General features: G+C 45.9%; 22 protein-coding genes. 10 read left to right on the top strand and 12 right to left on the bottom strand.

Annotated elements, in window-relative coordinates; genetic code table 11:
- Nucleotides 1-33: 33 nt before the first annotated feature.
- The 3 genes from ccoG to AB6E08_RS06205 form a co-directional block, all read right to left on the bottom strand.
- Nucleotides 34-1,452, bottom strand: a complete 1,419-nt coding sequence (ccoG, locus tag AB6E08_RS06215; protein ID WP_009848106.1) for a cytochrome c oxidase accessory protein CcoG — start codon at nucleotides 1,450-1,452, stop codon at nucleotides 34-36.
- A gap of 326 nt (nucleotides 1,453-1,778) precedes the next feature.
- Nucleotides 1,779-2,042 carry a YihD family protein gene (locus AB6E08_RS06210; protein ID WP_009848104.1) on the bottom strand — a complete coding sequence of 88 codons (264 nt, stop codon included), beginning with the start codon at nucleotides 2,040-2,042 and terminating at the stop codon, nucleotides 1,779-1,781.
- A 131-nt stretch (nucleotides 2,043-2,173) separates the two neighbouring features.
- The gene (locus tag AB6E08_RS06205; RefSeq protein WP_009848103.1) at nucleotides 2,174-2,341 is read right to left on the bottom strand and encodes a hypothetical protein; all 168 of its coding nucleotides are present in this window, start codon (nucleotides 2,339-2,341) and stop codon (nucleotides 2,174-2,176) included.
- A 283-nt stretch (nucleotides 2,342-2,624) separates the two neighbouring features.
- Here AB6E08_RS06205 and AB6E08_RS06200 point away from each other — a divergent pair, with 283 nt between their 5' ends.
- Together AB6E08_RS06200 and AB6E08_RS06195 are read left to right on the top strand one after the other, a co-directional pair.
- The gene (locus AB6E08_RS06200) at nucleotides 2,625-3,416 is read left to right on the top strand and encodes a sporulation protein (RefSeq protein WP_009848102.1); all 792 of its coding nucleotides are present in this window, start codon (nucleotides 2,625-2,627) and stop codon (nucleotides 3,414-3,416) included.
- Between the two features lie 173 nt (nucleotides 3,417-3,589).
- The gene (locus tag AB6E08_RS06195; RefSeq protein WP_004735763.1) at nucleotides 3,590-4,243 is read left to right on the top strand and encodes a hemolysin III family protein; all 654 of its coding nucleotides are present in this window, start codon (nucleotides 3,590-3,592) and stop codon (nucleotides 4,241-4,243) included.
- 22 nt (nucleotides 4,244-4,265) lie between these two features.
- Here AB6E08_RS06195 and AB6E08_RS06190 read toward each other — a convergent pair whose 3' ends face one another.
- The 6 genes from AB6E08_RS06190 to def all read right to left on the bottom strand — a co-directional run bounded on the left by AB6E08_RS06190 (nucleotide 4,266) and on the right by def (nucleotide 10,793).
- A complete protein-coding gene (locus tag AB6E08_RS06190) occupies nucleotides 4,266-4,820 on the bottom strand; it encodes a DUF3157 family protein (protein WP_009848100.1) in 555 nt (184 codons plus the stop codon).
- Between the two features lie 26 nt (nucleotides 4,821-4,846).
- Nucleotides 4,847-6,292 carry a TrkH family potassium uptake protein gene (locus AB6E08_RS06185; protein ID WP_017099684.1) on the bottom strand — a complete coding sequence of 482 codons (1,446 nt, stop codon included), beginning with the start codon at nucleotides 6,290-6,292 and terminating at the stop codon, nucleotides 4,847-4,849.
- A gap of 97 nt (nucleotides 6,293-6,389) precedes the next feature.
- A complete protein-coding gene (trkA, locus tag AB6E08_RS06180) occupies nucleotides 6,390-7,766 on the bottom strand; it encodes a Trk system potassium transporter TrkA (RefSeq protein WP_004735766.1) in 1,377 nt (458 codons plus the stop codon).
- 110 nt (nucleotides 7,767-7,876) lie between these two features.
- A complete protein-coding gene (gene rsmB / locus AB6E08_RS06175) occupies nucleotides 7,877-9,157 on the bottom strand; it encodes a 16S rRNA (cytosine(967)-C(5))-methyltransferase RsmB (protein ID WP_017099685.1) in 1,281 nt (426 codons plus the stop codon).
- Between the two features lie 119 nt (nucleotides 9,158-9,276).
- Nucleotides 9,277-10,242 (bottom strand): methionyl-tRNA formyltransferase, encoded by a 966-nt coding sequence (fmt, locus tag AB6E08_RS06170; RefSeq protein WP_017099686.1) that lies wholly within the window; start codon nucleotides 10,240-10,242, stop codon nucleotides 9,277-9,279.
- A 38-nt stretch (nucleotides 10,243-10,280) separates the two neighbouring features.
- A complete protein-coding gene (def, locus tag AB6E08_RS06165; protein WP_372064201.1) occupies nucleotides 10,281-10,793 on the bottom strand; it encodes a peptide deformylase in 513 nt (170 codons plus the stop codon).
- Nucleotides 10,794-10,933: 140 nt separating this feature from the next.
- On the opposite strand from def, the gene AB6E08_RS06160 reads away from it, so the two are divergent.
- The 4 genes from AB6E08_RS06160 to AB6E08_RS06145 are packed head-to-tail and all read left to right on the top strand — an operon-like array spanning nucleotide 10,934 to nucleotide 14,196.
- Complete coding sequence (locus AB6E08_RS06160) at nucleotides 10,934-12,025, top strand: LysM peptidoglycan-binding domain-containing protein (RefSeq protein WP_372064199.1); 1,092 nt, start codon at nucleotides 10,934-10,936, stop codon at nucleotides 12,023-12,025.
- A complete protein-coding gene (dprA, locus tag AB6E08_RS06155; RefSeq protein ID WP_372064197.1) occupies nucleotides 12,022-13,134 on the top strand; it encodes a DNA-processing protein DprA in 1,113 nt (370 codons plus the stop codon). Before AB6E08_RS06160 ends, dprA begins: the two co-directional genes overlap by 4 nt.
- Before the next feature lie 3 nt (nucleotides 13,135-13,137).
- Entirely contained in the window at nucleotides 13,138-13,614 is a 477-nt protein-coding gene (locus AB6E08_RS06150; RefSeq protein WP_009848094.1) for a DUF494 family protein, read from the top strand.
- A gap of 12 nt (nucleotides 13,615-13,626) precedes the next feature.
- Nucleotides 13,627-14,196: a type I DNA topoisomerase gene (locus tag AB6E08_RS06145; RefSeq protein ID WP_372064194.1), complete on the top strand. Its 570-nt coding sequence runs from the start codon at nucleotides 13,627-13,629 to the stop codon at nucleotides 14,194-14,196.
- Nucleotides 14,197-14,263: 67 nt separating this feature from the next.
- Here the strand turns inward: AB6E08_RS06145 and AB6E08_RS06140 are convergent, their stop codons facing one another.
- On the bottom strand, nucleotides 14,264-15,394 hold the full coding sequence (locus AB6E08_RS06140) for a 5-(carboxyamino)imidazole ribonucleotide synthase (protein WP_372064192.1): 1,131 nt from the start codon (nucleotides 15,392-15,394) through the stop codon (nucleotides 14,264-14,266).
- Nucleotides 15,395-15,399: 5 nt separating this feature from the next.
- A complete protein-coding gene (gene purE / locus AB6E08_RS06135; RefSeq protein WP_135445436.1) occupies nucleotides 15,400-15,885 on the bottom strand; it encodes a 5-(carboxyamino)imidazole ribonucleotide mutase in 486 nt (161 codons plus the stop codon).
- A 195-nt stretch (nucleotides 15,886-16,080) separates the two neighbouring features.
- Here purE and AB6E08_RS06130 point away from each other — a divergent pair, with 195 nt between their 5' ends.
- From AB6E08_RS06130 to AB6E08_RS06115, 4 genes are all read left to right on the top strand, one after another.
- Nucleotides 16,081-16,638, top strand: coding sequence for an L-threonylcarbamoyladenylate synthase (locus AB6E08_RS06130; protein ID WP_041472946.1), 558 nt, complete (start codon nucleotides 16,081-16,083; stop codon nucleotides 16,636-16,638).
- A gap of 19 nt (nucleotides 16,639-16,657) precedes the next feature.
- Nucleotides 16,658-17,575, top strand: a complete 918-nt coding sequence (hemF, locus tag AB6E08_RS06125) for an oxygen-dependent coproporphyrinogen oxidase (protein WP_248402644.1) — start codon at nucleotides 16,658-16,660, stop codon at nucleotides 17,573-17,575.
- A 75-nt stretch (nucleotides 17,576-17,650) separates the two neighbouring features.
- Entirely contained in the window at nucleotides 17,651-18,481 is an 831-nt protein-coding gene (gene aroE, locus AB6E08_RS06120; protein ID WP_012605082.1) for a shikimate dehydrogenase, read from the top strand.
- A gap of 17 nt (nucleotides 18,482-18,498) precedes the next feature.
- Entirely contained in the window at nucleotides 18,499-18,768 is a 270-nt protein-coding gene (locus tag AB6E08_RS06115; RefSeq protein ID WP_372064189.1) for a DUF1488 domain-containing protein, read from the top strand.
- Here AB6E08_RS06115 and AB6E08_RS06110 read toward each other — a convergent pair.
- Nucleotides 18,765-19,310 (bottom strand): gamma carbonic anhydrase family protein, encoded by a 546-nt coding sequence (locus tag AB6E08_RS06110; RefSeq protein WP_050642894.1) that lies wholly within the window; start codon nucleotides 19,308-19,310, stop codon nucleotides 18,765-18,767. The two genes, AB6E08_RS06115 and AB6E08_RS06110, sit on opposite strands and share 4 nt — an antisense overlap.
- Nucleotides 19,311-19,410 lie beyond the last annotated feature (100 nt).

Raw genomic sequence — 19,410 nt, 5'->3', positions numbered from 1 at the left:
GGGTTGTTATACCTAGCACTAAGGTGACTGGTATCAGAGCTTTTTGATAAAGCGGCTTTCGACTTTCATCGTAAACTCTTCATTATCCGAGAGTATAAACTGAATTGTCGAAACTGGTGAGCTCAGTTTTTCTGGATCGACGCCCAAACTGATAGGAAGGTTTAAAACCTCACCTGGGTCTACGGTAATCTTTTGTTTACCGTACCAGATAGAATCCGGTAGCCCGCTGACATCAAGTTTGTACTCTTGCTCTTGCTGAGTCTTGTTGATGACTTTCAAGTTGTAAGTATTTTCGACAAGCCCTTGGCTATTGATTCTAAATAGTTGGTTTCTATCGCGCAGAACGCTTAAGCCTGCAGGATCAACACTCGCGATTTGTGCGAAAAACAGCCCCAACATAACGATCAGTATTACGCCATAGCCCAAGAGCTTAGGACGCATCACCTTGGTTGAGTGCCCCTCAAGCCTATGTTCGGTGGTGTAGTTGATCAGACCTTTCTCATAACCCATACGTTCCATGGTGTTGTCACAAGCATCAATACACGCGCCACAGTTAATACACTCGTATTGCAGACCGTCACGAATATCGATACCCGTCGGGCACACTTGAACGCATAAATTACAGTCAATACAGTCGCCTAGACCAAGTTCTTTTGGATCGGCTTTACGAGAGCGAGGGCCGCGGCTTTCACCTCGTTCAGTGTCGTAACCCACGATGAAGGTATCTTTATCGAACATTGCCGATTGGAAACGCGCGTAAGGACACATGTGCAGACAAACAATAGAACGCATCCATCCGGCATTCGCATAAGTACACCCAGCAAAGAACAATACCCAAAACACAGGCCAAAAAGTCGAGTTAAAGGTAAAGAAGCCAACCACCAGCTCTTTGATTGGGATGAAATAACCGACAAAGGTTAAGCCCGTCGCAATCGCAATCGCCCACCATGCGATGTGTTTGATGGTTTTTCTGAGAATTAAATTGCTCGTCAGTTTGCCCGAGTCTTGTTTTCTTCGCTTATTGGCAGCACCCTCCAGTTTCTCTTCGAACCAGATGTACATGAAGGTCCAGACGGTTTGTGGACACAGGTAGCCACACCAGACTCGCCCTAAGAAGGTGGTTATGAAGAACAAGCCAAACGCCGCAATCATGAAGAGGATAGCGAGTAGCGTTAGATCTTGTGGGTATAGCGTGGTGCCAAAGAAGTTGAACTGCTGGCTACCTATATCGAGCAAGATCGCTTGTCGTTCACCAAATGGGATCCATGGGATAAGCGCAAAAAGTAAAAGTAAGAACCAACCTCCGTAACGACGAAGTTGTTGGAATTTACCTTTGCTTTCTCGAACATAGATTCGGTTACTTGGGTTAAATCGATCTCCATTACCTTTATGTGTTTTTGGGTTAAAGGTTTTAGGAGTCACATCTTTGATATCGATTTTATCCTGACTCATGGACTATCCTTTTTGTGGCTTGTTTGCCCGGTTAACTCGAGCATGACGACATTACTTGAAAGTATGGTTTAGAGAACCTGTAGAAATTGAGCTTGGTGCATTTGTTGGTATCGCACTCACTCTTATTATTTTAGAAGATTCTTATGGATGGCGATTATAGCGACAATCTTGTTCTCATTTCTTTAACGCTATCAACCTTTAACAACAAAAGTCATAACAGTTGTGACGAAAAAATAGCGAACAGAAACAAAAAAGCGACCGAGTGGTCGCTTTTAAACATTGAGTGTTTTATCTATACGGCAATTGAGCCCTAAATAAATAGGCGACTAAAGAAGGCCACGCGCTTTTAGAATTGCGGTTTTGAAATCATCTTCTTGGTCTTTTTTAAGGCCTGGGATCATTTCATCTTTTTCGCTATTACGCATTTTTAGATGGTAGATAAGAACATCGTCAGTTAGCTCTTCAAGCTTACCTTGGTAGCCCGCTTCTTTTGATAGCTTAATGATGAACTCTAATAGGTTAAGCTCTTGATCTTTCTGCCACTCAGGCTCCATCAGTTCAAGCAGTTCTTCAATGCGGTGGCACTTCATACTTTATTTCTCCACAAATTTTATAATGATTTGTGGCTAAGGTATCAAATCGGGTAGGGAATACCAATGTGTAAACACATTTCAAGATGGGAGCGGGCAAGAAAAAAGCGCAGTATAAACTGCGCTTTTTGTTAAGCGGCTTTAATTACTTTTGTTGCAGTCGGTGCTAATAAAGCAGCCTTCTCAACGAGAGTCATTGTAGGAGCCAATTTCTTAGCCGTTGGAGCAGCAACAAAGCCACTACGACGACGCATCGCACTACGGTTGGTGTGCGAGAACCTGACAGCTGTTGGGCGCATTAATTTACCTAACGGTCAGGCATATCCATTGCCAATCTAATGGCCTGATTTATCATGAGCTCCGCCTCAATTGCTTGAAGCGTCACTCGTCTGGCTTTCGCCAATCCGAAAAATAAATCAGGATAATGATATGCATGCATATCAAGGGTTAGATTATCACTATCTAAGTTATCGATCGACGCCTGAGTGATAATTAAACGATATTAGAGCTAAAATAGTGTGAGCAGTATATTTGAGTTTGAACCTCTTTCAGGCTTAAGATGATGTTTTAAAGGAGGTGCATATGTCGTTCTTAAAGAAAACGTTAGCAAGTTTTGGAATTGGATCTGCCAAGGTGGATTCTGTATTGCAACAGGAAGTGCTTTATCCAGGTAAGAAGGCGAGCATTATTGTACATGTCTACGGAGGTGCTCAGCCGCAGGAGATCGATAACATTGATCTCAACTTATGCTGTCGCTACGTCAAAGAAGTTACCGCGAACTCGCAAGGGCAAGAGGGCGGTCATAAACGCCGAATGCACCAGACATACTCGCTGGCAAAATGGAGCTTGCCGTATGCCTTTGTGATTCAACCGGGTGAAACCCGTGACTTTGAATGTGAGTTTGATGTGCCACTGAACACACCGGTTACGATTGGTGATTCAAAGGTATGGCTGGAAACCGGGTTGGATATTGCGATGGCGATTGACCCATCGGATAAAGACACCTTAACGGTTCGTCCCGACCCACTGCTCGATGGTATTTTTAACGAGCTTGAAGCTCAAGGCCTGCGTATTCGTCAAGTGGAATGTGAAGCGGTCAAAGGCTTTGAACTGCCGTTTGTACAAGAGTTTGAGTTTGTGCCGACGACGGGTCCTTATCATGGCCGTTGGCGTGAATTGGAAGTGGTGGCTCATCGTGATGAAACAGAGCTGAAGTTGTGGTTCGAGATTGATAGAAATCGCGATGGTGCAAAAGGCATGTTAGCTAGCTTGCTAGGCGTTGGTAAGCTACAGCGTCAATTGAGTGTGCCACTGGATACCTCACCACAAGATGCTGGCAAGATGGTACTTGAATATCTAGATAACGCCTCTTAGTTCCTATAACCCTTTAATTAACTCTTTGGTTATTTAGTTTTGGATCTTTTAGCCTCATTACATATTTCAGGCGTCATTAATGTCATAAAAGGTGTCATAAAAATTTAAGCTTACACGTGTAAGCTTAATGTGCAATACTGGGTCAATCGAACATTTACTCTAGTAGGATATTCATGTCTGCATCATCAGCCAGCGAATACAGTGACATCGAAGAACGCGCTAATGCAATAACCCATGGCTTGGGCGTTGTGCTCGGCGTGGTTGGTCTGATCTTGCTGCTTATTCGTGCGTTTGATTACCAAGCCGACATGCTAACTGTTGCTAGTATGGCTGTGTATGGCAGCAGTATTATTCTGCTCTTTCTCGCCTCCACGTTGTACCACTCTATCACCACTGAGAAAACCAAGCGCTTACTCAAAACCCTTGACCACTGTGCGATTTATTTGTTGATTGCGGGCAGTTACACGCCGTTTCTCTTAGTGGGCTTAAGAACTCCATTAGCGATGGGCTTGATGGCGGTGATCTGGGGGATTGCGCTAGTGGGCATCATCATGAAGATAGCCTTCGTTTATCGATTCAAGCGTTTATCGCTGTTCATTTACCTAGCGATGGGTTGGCTATCTTTGATAGTTGTTTATCAATTAGCGATGAATATCGATATAGGTGGTTTGGTGTTACTGGCAGTTGGCGGAGTGATTTACTCGCTGGGTGTGATTTTCTATGTGGCAAAACGCATCCCTTATAACCATGCCATCTGGCACTTGTTTGTATTGGCGGGCTGCGCTTGCCATTTCTTCGCTATCTATCTGTTTGTGACACCGGTTTAGTTTTGATTGAACCGGTATGCCCCTAACGGGTAGAAACGTCAGTGATCTCCACGTCTATTTTATATTCAGGATACTTATCAACATCGATCGCTAAGTATTTACCTTCTGCCGAAGTTTGTGGTCGAAGGTAGGTATCAGCAAGGCGCTTAATGGATTGCCAAGTGTTGATACTGCCTTGATGCAGCAGCTCACCCGTTGGTGAGTAGACAGTGATATTTAGCGTAACTAGCACGACGGCTTCTGTGCTTTGGTTAGTGACTGAAATAGGTAAGATTAGCTGTTCATTCTCGTAGAGTCCTGCCCCAATCAAAACGTCCACACCTGATTTGGAAAGCTGCAAGCTTGGCTTGGTGTCTCCAATCTTGATTGTGGTACCGCGTGTGTTTTTGGCTACAGGAATACTCGTCAATGCTGACTCTGCATTCGATGATGCGTTACTCACATACTGCCAAGTAAAATCGTCTTTTAGTAACACTTGCTTACCATCAGACAATGTGACCATTTGATCAGCAAAGGCAGAACTTACGAATACTGAGTTTGCGAGCAATGCGCTAGCGAGAAGTACGTATGATTTCATCTGTGTTTCCTTAAATATTCGCGGAATTAGCGTCGCCAAAAGGCTGGGAAAAATAGAACAATGAGCGTCAGTATCTCGAGTCGTCCCATTAGCATGCCTAAACTTAGCAACCATTTAGCGGCGTCTGGCAGTGGAGCAAAGTTCCCGGTTGGACCGATCACGCTGCCCATGCCTGGGCCCACGTTGGCAACGGCTGTGATAGCGCCTGAGATGCTTGTTATTGGGTCTAACCCCATCGCACTCAAACCACCAGCAATTAAGATAATCGTAATAAAGAACATCAAACCAAATGCGACGAGTGAACGCACAATGTCGTCATTCACAGGTCGCTGATTGTAGCGTTGAACAAACACGCCCGATGGGTGAATTAGCTTCATCATTTGTTTGTGGAGCATGGTCATCGCGATCTGGAAGCGGAAGATTTTGATACCGCCAGAGGTTGAACCCGAGCAAGCACCCGCCATCATTAGGAATGCAAACAAGGTAGTTGGTAGTGCACCCCACGCGGTGAAGTCTTCTAAGCCAAAACCGGTTGTGGTGACGACTGATACGATGTTGAACATCGAAACTCGCATCGCATCCATGACTGTGTAGCCATCTCTCATGACCAACCATGTGGAGATCACGGCACTGGTGACTAAGAATAGGTAAGTGAAGCCTCTGACTTGCGCATCTTTGTAGAGTATTGAGAGTTTTCTGCCTCGCAGTGCGCTAACAAACAGTAAGAACGGCAGGCCGCCAAGGAACATGAACAGTGTTCCTACCCAGTGAGCACTATTAGAGAAGTGGTTCATTGAGCCATCTGATGTTGAGTAACCACCCGTCGACAGTGTTGTGAAGGCATGATTGATCGCATCGAAGATGCCCATGCCTGCAAACAGATAGCTAATGATGCATAAGCCAGTCAGAACCAAATAAACCGCCACGATGTTTTTCGCGACTGTTTTCGCTCGTGGGCTACTTTTATCTGACCAATCGGATGATTCGGTTTGGAACAGGCGCATACCACCAACGTTGAGCATTGGTAGAACTGCTACCGCCATAACGATGAAGCCGATGCCACCTAACCATTGCAGTATTGAACGCCACAATAGGATGCTTGGTGCCATGCTGTCTAAGCCGCTTAATACGGTTGAGCCTGTTGTGGTGATACCAGACATGGTTTCAAAATAGGCGTCAGTGAAGCTGATGTGGTTGATGAAGACAAACGGCAATGCAGCAAAGGCACTGGCAATAGTCCAGACCAGAGAGGTGATCAGGAACATATCCCGCACCCCCAATCGAAACTTAGCGGAGCGGCCTAAACTCAAGCAGATGAACGCCACAATGTGCGTGATCACGACCGATTGACCAAACTCGAGAAAACCACCGGTGCCAGTAAAGAAGGCAACCAATGTGGGGATGTACATGAAAAGGGCGAGTTTTGATAACACTAACCCTATTACTAATAATATCGGACGAAAGTTGACCATAGCTTAATAGACCATAGCTTTAATTGATTACAGCTTTGTGTCGGAGCGTCGTTCCCACAAAAAGAAAGTTGCGAGAACGATGCTTACGAGAACAAGGCTATAAGAAGAACGGGCTCGGTTGGAATAGAGACTCAACATCAGGTACGTATTTCTTGTCCACTAGGAACATCACTACGTGGTCATCTTGTTCGATTACGGTTCTATCGTGCGCGATAAGTACTTCTTCTCCGCGAACAATCGCACCAATAGTGGTACCCGGTGGTAGTTTGATGTCGCCAATCGCTCGACCAACAACCTTAGAGGTGGTTTCGTCACCGTGAGCAATCGCTTCGATAGCCTCAGCAGCACCACGGCGTAGAGATGATACATTTACAATATCAGCACGACGAACGTGGGTAAGCAGCGCAGAAATGGTCGCTTGCTGTGGCGAGATAGCAATATCAATCACACCACCCTGAACAAGGTCGACATAAGCGCCACGCTGAATCAGCACCATTACTTTCTTGGCACCCATTCGCTTCGCCAGCATCGCTGACATGATGTTGGTTTCATCTTCATTGGTTAGGGCAATGAACACGTCCACCTGATCGATGTTCTCTTCGGTTAGCAGTTCTTGGTCGGCTGCATCACCACAGAATACGATGGTGTTTTCTAATTCTTCAGATAACTTCTCGGCGCGAGTGTAGCTGCGTTCGATAAGCTTGATGCTGTAGCTCTGCTCAAGGCGTTTAGCTAAGCTTGCACCAATGTTACCGCCACCAACAATCATGATGCGGCGGTACGGCTTCTCTAGGCGTTGAAGCTCACTCATTACAGAGCGGATATGGTTACTTGCTGCGACGAAGAAAACCTCATCATCGGCTTCAATGATGGTAGTGCCTTGTGGGCGAATAGGGCGACCTTGACGGAAGATAGCGGCTACACGAGTATCAATGTGCGGCATGTGTTCACGCAAAGCAGACAGTGCGTTACCAACCAATGGTCCACCGTAGTAAGCTTTTACTGCTACTAGGCTAACCTTCTGTTCAGCAAAGCTCACAACCTGCAATGCACCTGGATATTGAATCAGGCGCTCGATGTAGCTGGTGACGAGTTCTTCTGGGGCAATCAAATGATCGACCGGAATCGCCCCTGATTTGAAGAGTGCTTCTTTCTCTTCTAAATACTGTGGAGAGCGGATACGGGCAATACGGTTTGGTGTGTTAAACAGAGAAAAGGCAACCTGACATGCGGCCATGTTGGTTTCATCCATGTTGGTTACGGCAACCAACATGTCGGCATCTTGCGCGCCCGCTTCACGTAGTGTGTTCGGGTGGCTGGCATAACCGTTTACAACTCTAAGGTCGTATTTGTCCTGAAGTTCACGAAGTCGGTCGGCATTACGGTCGACAATCGTGATGTCATTGTTTTCACCCACTAGGTTTTCAGCAAGGGTACCGCCAACTTGTCCAGCACCTAGAATAATGATCTTCATAGCCTTTCTCTTATTTTTTGCCGTTGTAATTCTAGTGATCTCTTTTCGCTTTGATAATGCACTAGAAAGAAACAGCGGCTAAGAAATAAATTCTTAGCCGCTGTTAGTTGTTATGCCTGTTTTACTAGAACTGCGTAGTAGAAGCCATCCATATCTTCTTCACCAGGTAGTATTTGACGACCCGGTTTTTCGATATCAGACCCAACTAGCGTTGCGTTCTCGGTGCGCTCTAAGAATGCTTTCACTTGCAGCACGTTTTCTTGCGGCGTGATAGAACATGTCGCATAAACCATGGTGCCGCCTTCTTTTAGCTGGCGCCACATTGCATCCAAAATCTCACTTTGCAGCTCTGCTAGTGCATCAATATCAGATGCACGGCGTAGCCACTTAATGTCAGGGTGACGGCGGATTACACCCGTCGCTGAACACGGAGCATCAAGTAGGATGCGGTCAAACTGACTGCCTGTCCACCACTCTTCAGGGTAGCGAGCATCACCACAGATCACGTCGGCACGCAGTTGTAGGCGTTCAAGGTTATCGTAAACGCGGTCTAGGCGTTTAATATCACTGTCGATTGCAACCACTTCAGTGTCTTGAGTATGTTCAAGAATGTGTGCAGTTTTACCGCCAGGTGCTGCGCAGCAGTCTAGGATTAGTTCACCATCTTTTGGTGTTAGGTAATCAACAGAAAGCTGAGCTGCAGCGTCTTGTACTGATACCCAGCCTCGGTCGAAACCAGGAAGCAAAGTAACATCACAAGGTGACGCTAATTTTATGGCATCAGCCGCTTCAGGGTGCAGCGTGTATTCAATGTTTTCGTTTTTAAGCAGTTCAACATACTCGTCACGAGTGTGGTGTTGGCGGTTTACACGCAGCCACATTGGTGCCTTGCTGTTGTTTGCTTCAACTAATTGCTCCCACTGATCTGGGTAGCTTTCTTGAAGCATTTTTAGGATCCAGCTTGGATGGCTGTATTTGCCCGCATTGTGGCTAACGGCTTTCTCATCTAGCTCTTCTTGATCGCGCAGGTAGCTGCGAAGCACTGCGTTGATCAAACCACTCAGGCTTGGGCCGCGCAGTGTTTTGGTTGCTTCAACTGTTTCAGCAACGGCAGCATGCGAAGGAATGCGCATAAAGCTCAACTGGTAAATGCCTACTAAGATCAGGTGGTGGAATACGCGCTTTTTACCTTTAAGCGAGTTTTCCATCAGTTCGTTAGCGATTGACTCTAAGCGAGGCAGGTAACGAAGTGCGCCGTAGCAAATCTCTTGCAGTAGAGCATGGTCTCGCGGACGGATCGTTTTTTGAGCCGCAGGGAGAGCGTGTGAAAGAGAGTGGCCTTTATCGACAACTTGGAATAGGACATTTGCAGCAGCAGCGCGAACATTCATGAGGGGTACCGAATATTTATTTGAATACATGAGGGCATCTCTGCCCTCGTAAAGGTTTTCTAAATAGTGTTTTTACAAGCTACACGTTTTTAAGTACATATTGAGTAGCTTTAAAGCGGTTAAGAAAGTTGAGTACCAACTTCAAACCAGCTTGCACGTGAGTTCAAGATGTCTTGAACTGACATGGCTTTTTTGCCTGGAACTTGTAGCTGTTCCAATACTAGTACTTTGTCGCCAGTCGCAACATAAATACCAGTCTTATCTGCTTTGATGATTGAGCCAGCTGGCGCAGATGTCGATTCTTCATCAACACGTGTCTGCCAAACTTTAATGCTTTTTTCATCATTAGAGCTGCTATCAACAATCGCAAAGTGACTCATTGGCCACGGGTTGAAAGCGCGCACACAACGTTCGATGTGTTCTGCACTGTCATTCCAATCAATTTTAGCTTCTTCTTTGCTCAGCTTCTTCGCGTAGTTAGCAAGTTCGTCGTCTTGCTTCTCAGCAACAGCCTTACCAGAAGCTATGTCTGCTAAACACTCAACAAGCGCATCAGGACCAAGACCAGCTAACTTCTCGTACATTGACGCACTAGTATCTGTAGATTCGATTGGTAGCGTCGCGATGCTGAGCATATCACCGGTATCAAGGCCGATATCCATCTGCATGATCGTCACGCCTGTCTCTTTATCACCTGCCCAGATAGAGCGTTGGATAGGAGCAGCACCACGCCAGCGTGGCAGGATTGAACCATGCACGTTGATACAACCCAAGCGAGGCGTATCTAATACAGCTTGTGGAAGAAGCAAGCCGTAAGCGACAACAACCATGATGTCAGCATTCAAATCTGCTAGCTCTTGCTTAGCTTCATCTGACTTGAAGTTTTCTGGTTGGTAAACCGGAATATTGTTTTCAAGTGCGATGTTTTTTACCGGGCTCGCAGTCAATTTTTTACCGCGGCCTGCTGGACGATCTGGCTGTGTGTAAACAGCAATAACTTCATGCTCCGAAGACAACAACGCCGCCAAGTGACGGGCGGCGAAATCCGGAGTACCTGCGAAGACAATTCTTAAAGATTGACTCAAGGTAGACTTCCTTCTTAATTTAGTAATAGCAGCGGTTATTAACCTTGTTTCTCGTTGAAACGTTTAATCTTCGCTAGCTTATCTTGAATACGTTTGCGCTTTAGTGGCGATAGGTAATCAACAAACAACTTGCCTTCTAGGTGGTCAAGTTCGTGCTGAACACAGATAGCCAGAAGGTCGTCAGCGTCGAATGTGAATTCGTTGCCTTCACGGTCGAATGCTTTAACCGTTACTTCTGCAGCGCGAGGGACTAGAGCTCGAGCGCCTGGTACAGATAGACAGCCTTCTTCGATACCATCTTCGCCACGTTTGTCGGTAATTTCAGGGTTGATCAGGACCATAGGCTCGTCACGTGTTTCTGAAATGTCGATAACAACGATGCGCTGGTGGAAATCTACTTGCGTTGCAGCAAGGCCGATACCTTCTTCGTCGTACATGGTTTCAATCATGTCATCAACGAACTTTTGAATCTCTGGGGTAACTTCTTTTACCGGTTTCGCCACGGTACGTAGACGATCATCTGGTAATGTTAATACTTGTAATACAGACATATACACTCGAAATATTGAACTGTGCCGAAACAGCTTAAACCTTGTTGGCTCAATTCTAGACATTTTAGAGGTCAAATGACAGCATCCTGAAGTTAATTCTCTAATCAGATGTCATATATTCAGACCAAGGAACCTAGGTCATGCGTCATTTTTCTCCCATTTTTTCTCTTGTTTGTGCCTCGCTTTCGTTCGCCGTTGTGGCTGAAAATAGTGCTCAACCTTTAACCATTAAGCAGGGCGCACCTGAGGCGTATGTGGTGGTAAAGGGCGATACCTTATGGGATATATCTGCGATGTATCTTGATAGCCCGTGGTTGTGGCCAAGGTTATGGCAGGTAAACCCTGAGATAGAAAACCCTCATCTTATATATCCCGGAGATAAACTGTCTTTGGTTTGGATTAATGGTGAACCGGTATTGAGTCTTAAACCGGTTATCAAGCTGAGCCCTAAGATTCGTGTCTCGGAGAAGAAAGCGGTGCCAACCGTCAATGAAGGATTGGTTCTTCCTTACCTACAATCTGATCGCTTGGTTGAACAGCAAGATATTCAATCGGCTCAACGAGTGTTAGGAACGAGTGATGGTAAGAGATTCTTATCGGGTGAAGACCGGTTGTTTATCTCGGGTAACCAACAACATCAAAAGTGGGGTATCTACCGCGCCGTTGAAACCTACCAGCGACAGCAACCTCAAGCGAGTATGACCTCGTTGCGTTTGGTCGCCACGGCACGCTTAAAAGAAGTGGACACTGAGTTCAGTAGCTTACAGATAGAGACTCAACTGCAAGAGGTGCTGCTTAACGACCTCGTGTTACCAGAGCTTGGCGTTGATCTGGTGAAGCTCTCAACCACGTTTTATCCTGCGCCTAGTGCGGCGGGTCAGTTTGCTAATATCTTGGGTTCGTTAGATGGCAGCCAATACAGTGCAAAGAATCAGGTGGTCGTTATTAATAAAGGCTCACAGGACAACCTTCGTCAAGGCTCTATGTTCACTCTTAGCGAGAGCGGGGCTGTGGTGTTTGGTAAGCAAGGTGAATACAGCTATAAAGAGTCAGCGGCGAGCGATAAGGTGCAGTTGCCAAGTACCTCACTCGGTAGTTTGATGGTTATTCGCCCTTACGAGTATTTTAGCTTGGCGTTGATCACTCAAAGCTCCAAGCCGGTTAGTAATGACATTCTGGCGGTATCGCCTTTAGACCTTGCGTTGACGGAAGAGGTTAAGGGCACCGAGTGAATGAGCAACAACTGATCGCTTGGCTCTCGCTGAGCTTTGTTCCACAACTGGGTGGTAAGCGTCTTTCTCGTCTGCTGAGTGCTGATTCCCCATCGAATATTGTTGGTTACTCCAGCCAGCAGCTGCAAGCGATTGGTTTGTCAGCCAAGCAAATATCCTACTTAAGACAGCAAGCCCCTAGAGAAGTGGAGGCTTGCTTAGCATGGCAAGCAAAACAAACTAACCATCACATCATTACCCCTAATTGCTCACATTATCCGAAACTACTGAACGAGATCGCCTCTGCGCCAAGCGTACTTTTCGTTAAAGGTCACGTTGAAAAACTGATCGAGCCTCAGATCGCGATGGTTGGTAGCCGTAATGCCAGTATCGAAGGGCTGCAGACAGCGAAGTCCTTCGCCAAAGAGTTCGTCCAAAATGGCTTGATTGTCACTAGTGGCTTAGCGTTGGGTATTGATGGTTATGCTCATGATGGTGCTTTGGATAAAGGAGGGGAGACTTTCGCAGTGCTGGGCTCTGGCTTAGATTCCATTTACCCAGCGCGGCACAGAAACTTAGCCGATAGGATCTGTGAAAATGGTGCATTGGTTTCAGAGTTTCGCCCAAGTGCCAAACCACGACCTGAACATTTCCCTCGCCGTAACCGTATTATAAGTGGATTATCGCTCGGAACCTTGGTAGTTGAAGCGGCTGAGAAGAGCGGCTCTTTGATTACAGCTCGCTATGCCATGGAGCAAGGCCGAGAAGTGTTTGCGCTGCCCGGTTCAATTCATAGCCCTACCAGCCGTGGCGGCAATAGCTTAATTAAAGCCGGTGCATGTTTGGTGCAAAATGCTCAAGATGTTCTGATCGAAATAAAGAGTCTGTTAGACTGGTCTATAGATCAGCAGCCCAGTTTGTTCGAGCCTACGCCGAATGAGAGTGAAAATGAACAATTGCCATTTCCACAGCTGTTAGCTAACGTAGGATTAGAGGCGACACCCGTTGATATTTTGGCACAGAGAACCCATATACCTGTGCATGAGGTCATGATGCAGCTTTTAGAGCTTGAGCTCTCAGGGCATGTTGTTGCAGTTTCCGGTGGCTATATTCGAAAGGGGAGAGGCTAAGCTATGATGATGGACATACTGATGTACTTGTTTGAAACCTACATCCATAGCGATTCTGAATTGCAGGTGGATCAAGATGAGCTGGAAGATGAGCTTCTTCGAGCAGGGTTTCACCAAGATGATATTTATAAGGCCCTCCATTGGTTAGAAGATCTTGCTGCATTGCAAGATACCGAGAACCAAGCGGCGATTAGTGTGTGTTCCAATACCTCGATGCGTATTTATACCAGTCGAGAGATTTCACGTATTAATATGGAGTGTCGAGGCTTCTTATTGTTCCTTGAGCAGATCAACGTGCTTACGACAGAGATTCGTGAAATGGTGATTGATCGTGTGATGGGGCTTGAGACCAACGAATTTGAATTGGATGATCTGAAATGGATTATCTTAATGGTGCTATTTAATGTGCCGGGTAATGAAAGTGCTTACACGCAAATGGAAGAGCTGTTGTACACCAAAGAGCAAGGTATCTTGCATTAATACAGGCTTGTCATGAGTAGTAAGATTGATAATCAGCTTTTTTCAGCACATGAACATGCGTTAGAGCATGAACCATGTCCACAGTGTGGTGGGGAGCTTCAGCTTCGCCATGGTAAGCACGGCCCATTTTTAGGCTGTAAGCAGTATCCGAGCTGTGATTACATCAAACCTCTTCATCAAAATGATGGTCATGTGGTGAAAGAGCTGGGTGTGCCGTGTCCTAAATGCCAAAACGAATTGGTATTAAGGCAAGGTCGCTTTGGGATGTTCATTGGTTGTAGTAGTTACCCAACGTGTAATCACATCGAATCTTTGGACCAACCGAAAGAGCAACCTGAAGAGCAGCCACTTGTTGCCTGCCCTGAGTGTGGCAGAGGCCATTTGGTTGAGCGTAAATCTCGCTATGGCAAAACCTTTTATGCGTGCGATAACTATCCTAAGTGTAAGTTCGCAGTAAACCAACCACCTATTATCGGTCGTTGTGAACAGTGTCAGTTCCCGTTGTTAATTGAGAAGAAAGCAGCCAATGGAACCAAGAAACAATGCGCTGATCGCAAGTGTCATCACATTCAATCTCAATAACCTGATGTTATAGACAAAAAAACGGCGCTCAATGAGCGCCATTTTTATATCAAATCCACAATGTCGGCTACTTCATCTGCTCAGCAAACTCATGCACAGCAGGGTAAGCTTGCTTATCGAGAATGTCTGCCAGTGAGCATAACGCTCTTTGCAGTTCTGCGTTGTAGTCAGCGCTCACGTTAATGTGGCCCATCTTACGACCTGCACGCTTCTCTTTGCCATACCAATGAACATGACAGCCACCTTGAGCTAGAATAGCCCCAGGTAGGGTATCTTCACCAAGAATGTTGATCATTGCGGTTGGGCGAATCAGTTTAGTACTGCCTAGTGGCATACCACACACAGCACGTAGGTGGTTCTCAAACTGACAAGTTTCAGCGCCTTGCTGTGTCCAATGGCCAGAGTTATGAACGCGTGGTGCAATCTCATTAACCAGCAGTGAACCTTGAACATCAAAGAACTCAAGTGCTAGCACGCCAACGTAATCCAAACGTTCTGCAACAGCGGTGAACATGGTTTTTGCTTGCTCTTGCAGTTCAATGTCATCAATCGCTGTCGATAAGCTCAATACGCCGTCGGTGTGAACATTCTCAGCCAGTGGGTACACTTGAATCTCGCCATTGGTACCACGAGCACCAACCAGTGATACTTCGCGGTCAAACGGAACAAACTCTTCAGCCACAATCGCTTGGTTGTCTGTTGCGGCAATGCACTCAGCCATTTCTGTCCAAGTCGCGTCAACATTGTCTAATGTATTTAAGCGCCATTGACCTTTGCCATCGTAGCCGCCTAGTGTGCTCTTCAGTACCATTGGTAAGCCAACGTGAGCGATCGCAGCGTCAAAGTCTTCGCGAGAGTTAATCACGTAGTACTTAGCGTTTTTCACGTTTGCTTCGTCTAACAGAGCTTTTTCAAGGCGACGGTCACCGCCAGCTTTAATTGCTTCTGTTGTCGGTAAGAACTTACCGCTGCGCTCACATACCTCAAGTACATCGTGAGGAATATGTTCGAATTCAGCAGTAATGACGTCCGCACGCTCAATCGCATTTTCTAAGCCGTTACCTAGAATCGCTTGCGTTAATGGGTGAACAATATTTTTGCTGCCAACATCAAAAGCAGAAATTTCAATATTCAGCGGTGCCCCAGCTAGGGACATCATGCGAGCAAGTTGGCCCGCGCCTAACACAAGAACATGCATGGAAATTAGTCCTCTGCAGGGTTTGGATTAGCCAGAACCGTTTCTGTTTGTTCAGAGCGGAACGCTTCTACTTTTGTCATTACTTCTTCATTGTGTGTACCAATGATTTGAGCCGCTAGGATGCCTGCATTGGCAGCGCCAGCTTCACCGATAGCCAAAGTACCTACCGCGATACCTTTTGGCATCTGCACGATAGAAAGCAGAGAGTCCATGCCTTTCAGTGCTTTAGACTGAACTGGAACACCCAGAACTGGTACGCTTGTGAAAGCAGCCGCCATGCCCGGAAGGTGCGCTGCACCGCCAGCACCAGCAATAATCACTTTAATACCGCGCTCTTTCGCACTGGTTGCGTAGTCTGCAAGCAACTGAGGTGTGCGGTGAGCAGAAACCACTTTTGTTTCGTACGCCACGCCAAACTGATCCAACATTTCTGCAGCTAGCTTCATTGTTGGCCAATCAGATTTAGAACCCATGATAATACCGACAGTCATCTCAAACTCCTTCAGGTACGATTTAATTAGTGATTAGATATTTTGCGCGCATTATACGGGTAAAATCGCCTAAGGAAAACGTTTGCGTCAGTCTAAGTTGTTAATTGATACATTTTATAAACAAATAGCTTTAGTCACAGTGAATGATAATTTGTACACTTAGTGAGTTAGATAACTGAATTAATGAGGCAACCCGTGGATAACTTTCAACATACTTTGCAGGCATTACAACAAGGTGAAGTCATTGCTTACCCGACCGAAGGCGTTTTTGGGGTCGGTTGTGATCCCGATAATCCACAAGCCATCAAGAAATTACTCGACTTAAAACAGCGACCGATCGAGAAAGGGTTGATCTTAATTGCTGCGAGCTACGAGCAACTGTTACCTTACATTGATGAAAGCCAATTGACGGAAGCGCAGTTGGCAACAGTGAAAGCGACATGGCCAGGTCCAGTCACTTGGATCATGCCAACCAGCAGCAAAGTTACTGACTGGGTAAGTGGTCAATTTGATTCCATCGCGGTACGAGTGACTGATCACCCTTTGGTTCAAAGAATGTGTAATGAGTTTGGTAAGCCGTTAACCTCTACCAGTGCTAACCTGACCGGCGAGCCGCCTTGTATGACGACTGAAGAAGTTCAGCAGCAACTTGGCCAACATTTGGTGGCTATTTTAGAAGGTCAAACGGGTGGTCGTGAGAAGCCAAGCGAAATTAGAGATGCAAAAACGTCGAAAATATTAAGACAGGGTTAAACCCTGCAGAGGAAGAAAGATGTCAGCAATTGATAAAGAAGCAGTAAAGCAGTTTTTACTGAGCCTACAAGATTCGATTTGCCAGCAGCTTGAGCAAGCTGATGGTACTGCACTGTTTGAAGAAGATGCATGGCAGCGTGAACCTGGCGAGCGCCTGGGTGGCGGTGGTCGAACTCGTGTGATGACCAACGGTGCGGTATTTGAGCAAGGTGGGGTTAACTTCTCTCACGTAGCGGGTAAGGCTATGCCTGCCTCAGCTACAGCTCATCGCCCTGAATTAGCCGGACGTAAGTTTGAGGCGATGGGGGTTTCATTAGTTATCCACCCTAAAAACCCATATATCCCTACCTCACACGCGAACGTTCGATTCTTCATAGCAGAAAAAGAAGGGGAAGACCCAATTTGGTGGTTTGGTGGTGGTTTTGACTTAACGCCATTTTATCCTGTCGATGAAGATTGCCAATCTTGGCATCAAACAGCCAAAGATCTTTGTGCGCCATTTGGTGACGATGTTTATCAAGAGCACAAAGAGTGGTGTGATAAGTACTTCTATCTTCCGCATAGAGATGAAACACGTGGTGTGGGTGGGTTGTTCTTTGATGATCTTAACGAGTGGGGCTTTGAAAAGAGCTTTGCTTATATGCAGGCGGTCGGTGAAGGTTTCGCAGCCGCATACTTACCAATTGTAGAACGACGCAAAGAGACGCCTTATGGTGAGCGCGAGCGTGATTTCCAACTTTATCGTCGTGGTCGCTATGTTGAATTTAACTTAGTGTATGACCGTGGCACCCTATTTGGTCTACAAAGCGGTGGTCGCACAGAGTCTATATTGATGTCGATGCCGCCATTGGCTCGCTGGGAATACCGCTACGAGCCACAAGCGGGTTCACCAGAAGCTCTGCTTTATAGCGACTACCTAAAGCCTCGAGTTTGGTAGTTCTTCCTTCCTTATAGGGATAGTGATAGGGTCATCTATATAGATGACCCTTTTTTATTTCTGTTAGGTAAGGATATGACACAGCAAGTAGATCGTTATGCCGTTTTCGGTAACCCTATTGGGCAAAGCAAATCGCCATTCATTCACACATTATTTGCTCGCCAAACCAGCCAACAACTTACCTATTCAGCATTACAGCCAGAGCATGGTGAATTTATCACTGCGGCCAAAGCCTTTTTCAGCGAAGGTGGTCGAGGATGTAACGTCACAGCACCTTTTAAAGAAGATGCCTATCAGTTTGCCAATCGCCTAACTGAGAGGGCTGAACTGGCCGGTGCCGTAAATACCCTTAAGAAGTTAGATGACGGAGAAATCATTGGTGATAACACCGATGGTGAGGGCTTAGTTCAAGACCTGCTTCAACATCAAGTCACGCTAAAAGGAGCACGTGTTCTTCTTCTTGGCGCTGGTGGTGCTGCGAGAGGAGTGATTCAACCTCTTCTCGACCAAAAGCCACAACAGCTGGTGGTCGCTAATCGAACCAGCTCAAAGGCTGAACTTCTGGCTGAGATGTTTTCGTCGCATGGAAATATCAAAGGTATAGGGCTAAGTGATGTTAATGAAGGCTTTGATGTCATTATTAACTCGACCTCATCTGGCCTAAGTGGGCAGCTTCCTGAAGTGTCTGACGTTATTTTCAATTCTAATAGCACCGTTTATGACATGGTTTATGGATCGGGAACCACGGTATTCAATCAATGGGCATTAGATAATGGTGTTCATGCTGCTTATGATGGTTTGGGTATGTTAGTGGGGCAGGCAGCAGAGAGCTTTATGCTTTGGCGTGGTCTTCGTCCGGGAACAAAACAGATTTTAAGAGAATTACGTAAAAACCTAGAGATGTAATGAGGTATTTATAAAAAATGAATCAATCAATTATATTTCCTGATATCCAAGATTGGGATGAAGAGAATCAATCAATCACCTTCCCAGCACAACAGTCGGGTGCATTGATTGAATGTGTCATGTCTATTGAAGAATTATCACGATTGGCAGGTAAATATATAGAAGAAGGCGATCAAGCTTTAGCTATCTTTTCAGAGTTACGTTTCGATATTGAAGAGCTAGCGGAAGAGTTAATAGAAGAAGAGGAGTATGACTCCTCTAATCGGATTCAGATCAAAGCGCTTTAGACTGGCAGCACAGAGTCTAGATAGTCATTTTTATTCTGAACATAGTTGTCAGCGGACTTTTGTAAGAAAGCACGTTCTTTGTCGTTTAATGGACGTGCTTGTTTTACTGGGCTTCCTACATAGAGATAACCGCTTTCAAGTACCTTGTTTGGTGGCACTAAGCTACCAGCACCAATCATCACTTCTTTTTGGATAATCACGCCATCCAACACGATCGCTCCCATACCAACAAGTACACGATCTTCAATGGTGCAGCCATGCAGCATTACTTTATGCCCGATAGTGACATCATTACCTATTAATAGAGGATAACCGTCAGGGTTTTCAGCATTCTTATGGGTGACGTGCAAGACACTACCATCTTGGATATTCGTTCTCTCTCCGATATGAATGTGGTTCACATCCCCTCGAGCTGCAACCAAAGGCCACACGCTAGAGTCGTTACCGATTTTGATATCACCAACCAGTACCGAACTTGTATCTATATAGACACCTTGCCCAATCTGAGGGGATATTCCTTTATAACTGCGTATTGAACTCATAAATCCTCCTTTATATAGGCACCTTAAGCTCTTAATTAAGGGGAATACTAGTGAAAATGGAGTGCTTTGAACAAAAAACGCTCGAACAATCAAAAAAGTA

It is taken from the genome of Vibrio sp. 10N.247.310.24 (genome assembly GCF_041467175.1).
GTDB classification, from domain to species: domain Bacteria; phylum Pseudomonadota; class Gammaproteobacteria; order Enterobacterales; family Vibrionaceae; genus Vibrio; species Vibrio tasmaniensis_A.
The sequence above is the reverse complement of the archived record's forward strand: the minus strand, read 5'-3'. Positions and strand labels throughout refer to the sequence as shown.

What these genes read in the sequence shown, in the direction of transcription:
- ccoG (WP_009848106.1), bottom strand. Translation starts at nt 1,452, where the DNA reads ATGAGTCAGGATAAAATCGATATCAAAGATGTGACTCCTAAAACCTTT.
- AB6E08_RS06210 (WP_009848104.1), bottom strand. Translation starts at nt 2,042, where the DNA reads ATGAAGTGCCACCGCATTGAAGAACTGCTTGAACTGATGGAGCCTGAG.
- AB6E08_RS06205 (WP_009848103.1), bottom strand. Translation starts at nt 2,341, where the DNA reads ATGCGCCCAACAGCTGTCAGGTTCTCGCACACCAACCGTAGTGCGATG.
- AB6E08_RS06200 (WP_009848102.1), top strand. Translation starts at nt 2,625, where the DNA reads ATGTCGTTCTTAAAGAAAACGTTAGCAAGTTTTGGAATTGGATCTGCC.
- AB6E08_RS06195 (WP_004735763.1), top strand. Translation starts at nt 3,590, where the DNA reads ATGTCTGCATCATCAGCCAGCGAATACAGTGACATCGAAGAACGCGCT.
- AB6E08_RS06190 (WP_009848100.1), bottom strand. Translation starts at nt 4,820, where the DNA reads ATGAAATCATACGTACTTCTCGCTAGCGCATTGCTCGCAAACTCAGTA.
- AB6E08_RS06185 (WP_017099684.1), bottom strand. Translation starts at nt 6,292, where the DNA reads ATGGTCAACTTTCGTCCGATATTATTAGTAATAGGGTTAGTGTTATCA.
- trkA (WP_004735766.1), bottom strand. Translation starts at nt 7,766, where the DNA reads ATGAAGATCATTATTCTAGGTGCTGGACAAGTTGGCGGTACCCTTGCT.
- rsmB (WP_017099685.1), bottom strand. Translation starts at nt 9,157, where the DNA reads ATGAATGTTCGCGCTGCTGCTGCAAATGTCCTATTCCAAGTTGTCGAT.
- def (WP_372064201.1), bottom strand. Translation starts at nt 10,793, where the DNA reads ATGTCTGTATTACAAGTATTAACATTACCAGATGATCGTCTACGTACC.
- AB6E08_RS06160 (WP_372064199.1), top strand. Translation starts at nt 10,934, where the DNA reads ATGCGTCATTTTTCTCCCATTTTTTCTCTTGTTTGTGCCTCGCTTTCG.
- AB6E08_RS06150 (WP_009848094.1), top strand. Translation starts at nt 13,138, where the DNA reads ATGATGATGGACATACTGATGTACTTGTTTGAAACCTACATCCATAGC.
- AB6E08_RS06145 (WP_372064194.1), top strand. Translation starts at nt 13,627, where the DNA reads ATGAGTAGTAAGATTGATAATCAGCTTTTTTCAGCACATGAACATGCG.
- AB6E08_RS06140 (WP_372064192.1), bottom strand. Translation starts at nt 15,394, where the DNA reads ATGCATGTTCTTGTGTTAGGCGCGGGCCAACTTGCTCGCATGATGTCC.
- purE (WP_135445436.1), bottom strand. Translation starts at nt 15,885, where the DNA reads ATGACTGTCGGTATTATCATGGGTTCTAAATCTGATTGGCCAACAATG.
- hemF (WP_248402644.1), top strand. Translation starts at nt 16,658, where the DNA reads ATGTCAGCAATTGATAAAGAAGCAGTAAAGCAGTTTTTACTGAGCCTA.
- aroE (WP_012605082.1), top strand. Translation starts at nt 17,651, where the DNA reads ATGACACAGCAAGTAGATCGTTATGCCGTTTTCGGTAACCCTATTGGG.
- AB6E08_RS06115 (WP_372064189.1), top strand. Translation starts at nt 18,499, where the DNA reads ATGAATCAATCAATTATATTTCCTGATATCCAAGATTGGGATGAAGAG.
- AB6E08_RS06110 (WP_050642894.1), bottom strand. Translation starts at nt 19,310, where the DNA reads ATGAGTTCAATACGCAGTTATAAAGGAATATCCCCTCAGATTGGGCAA.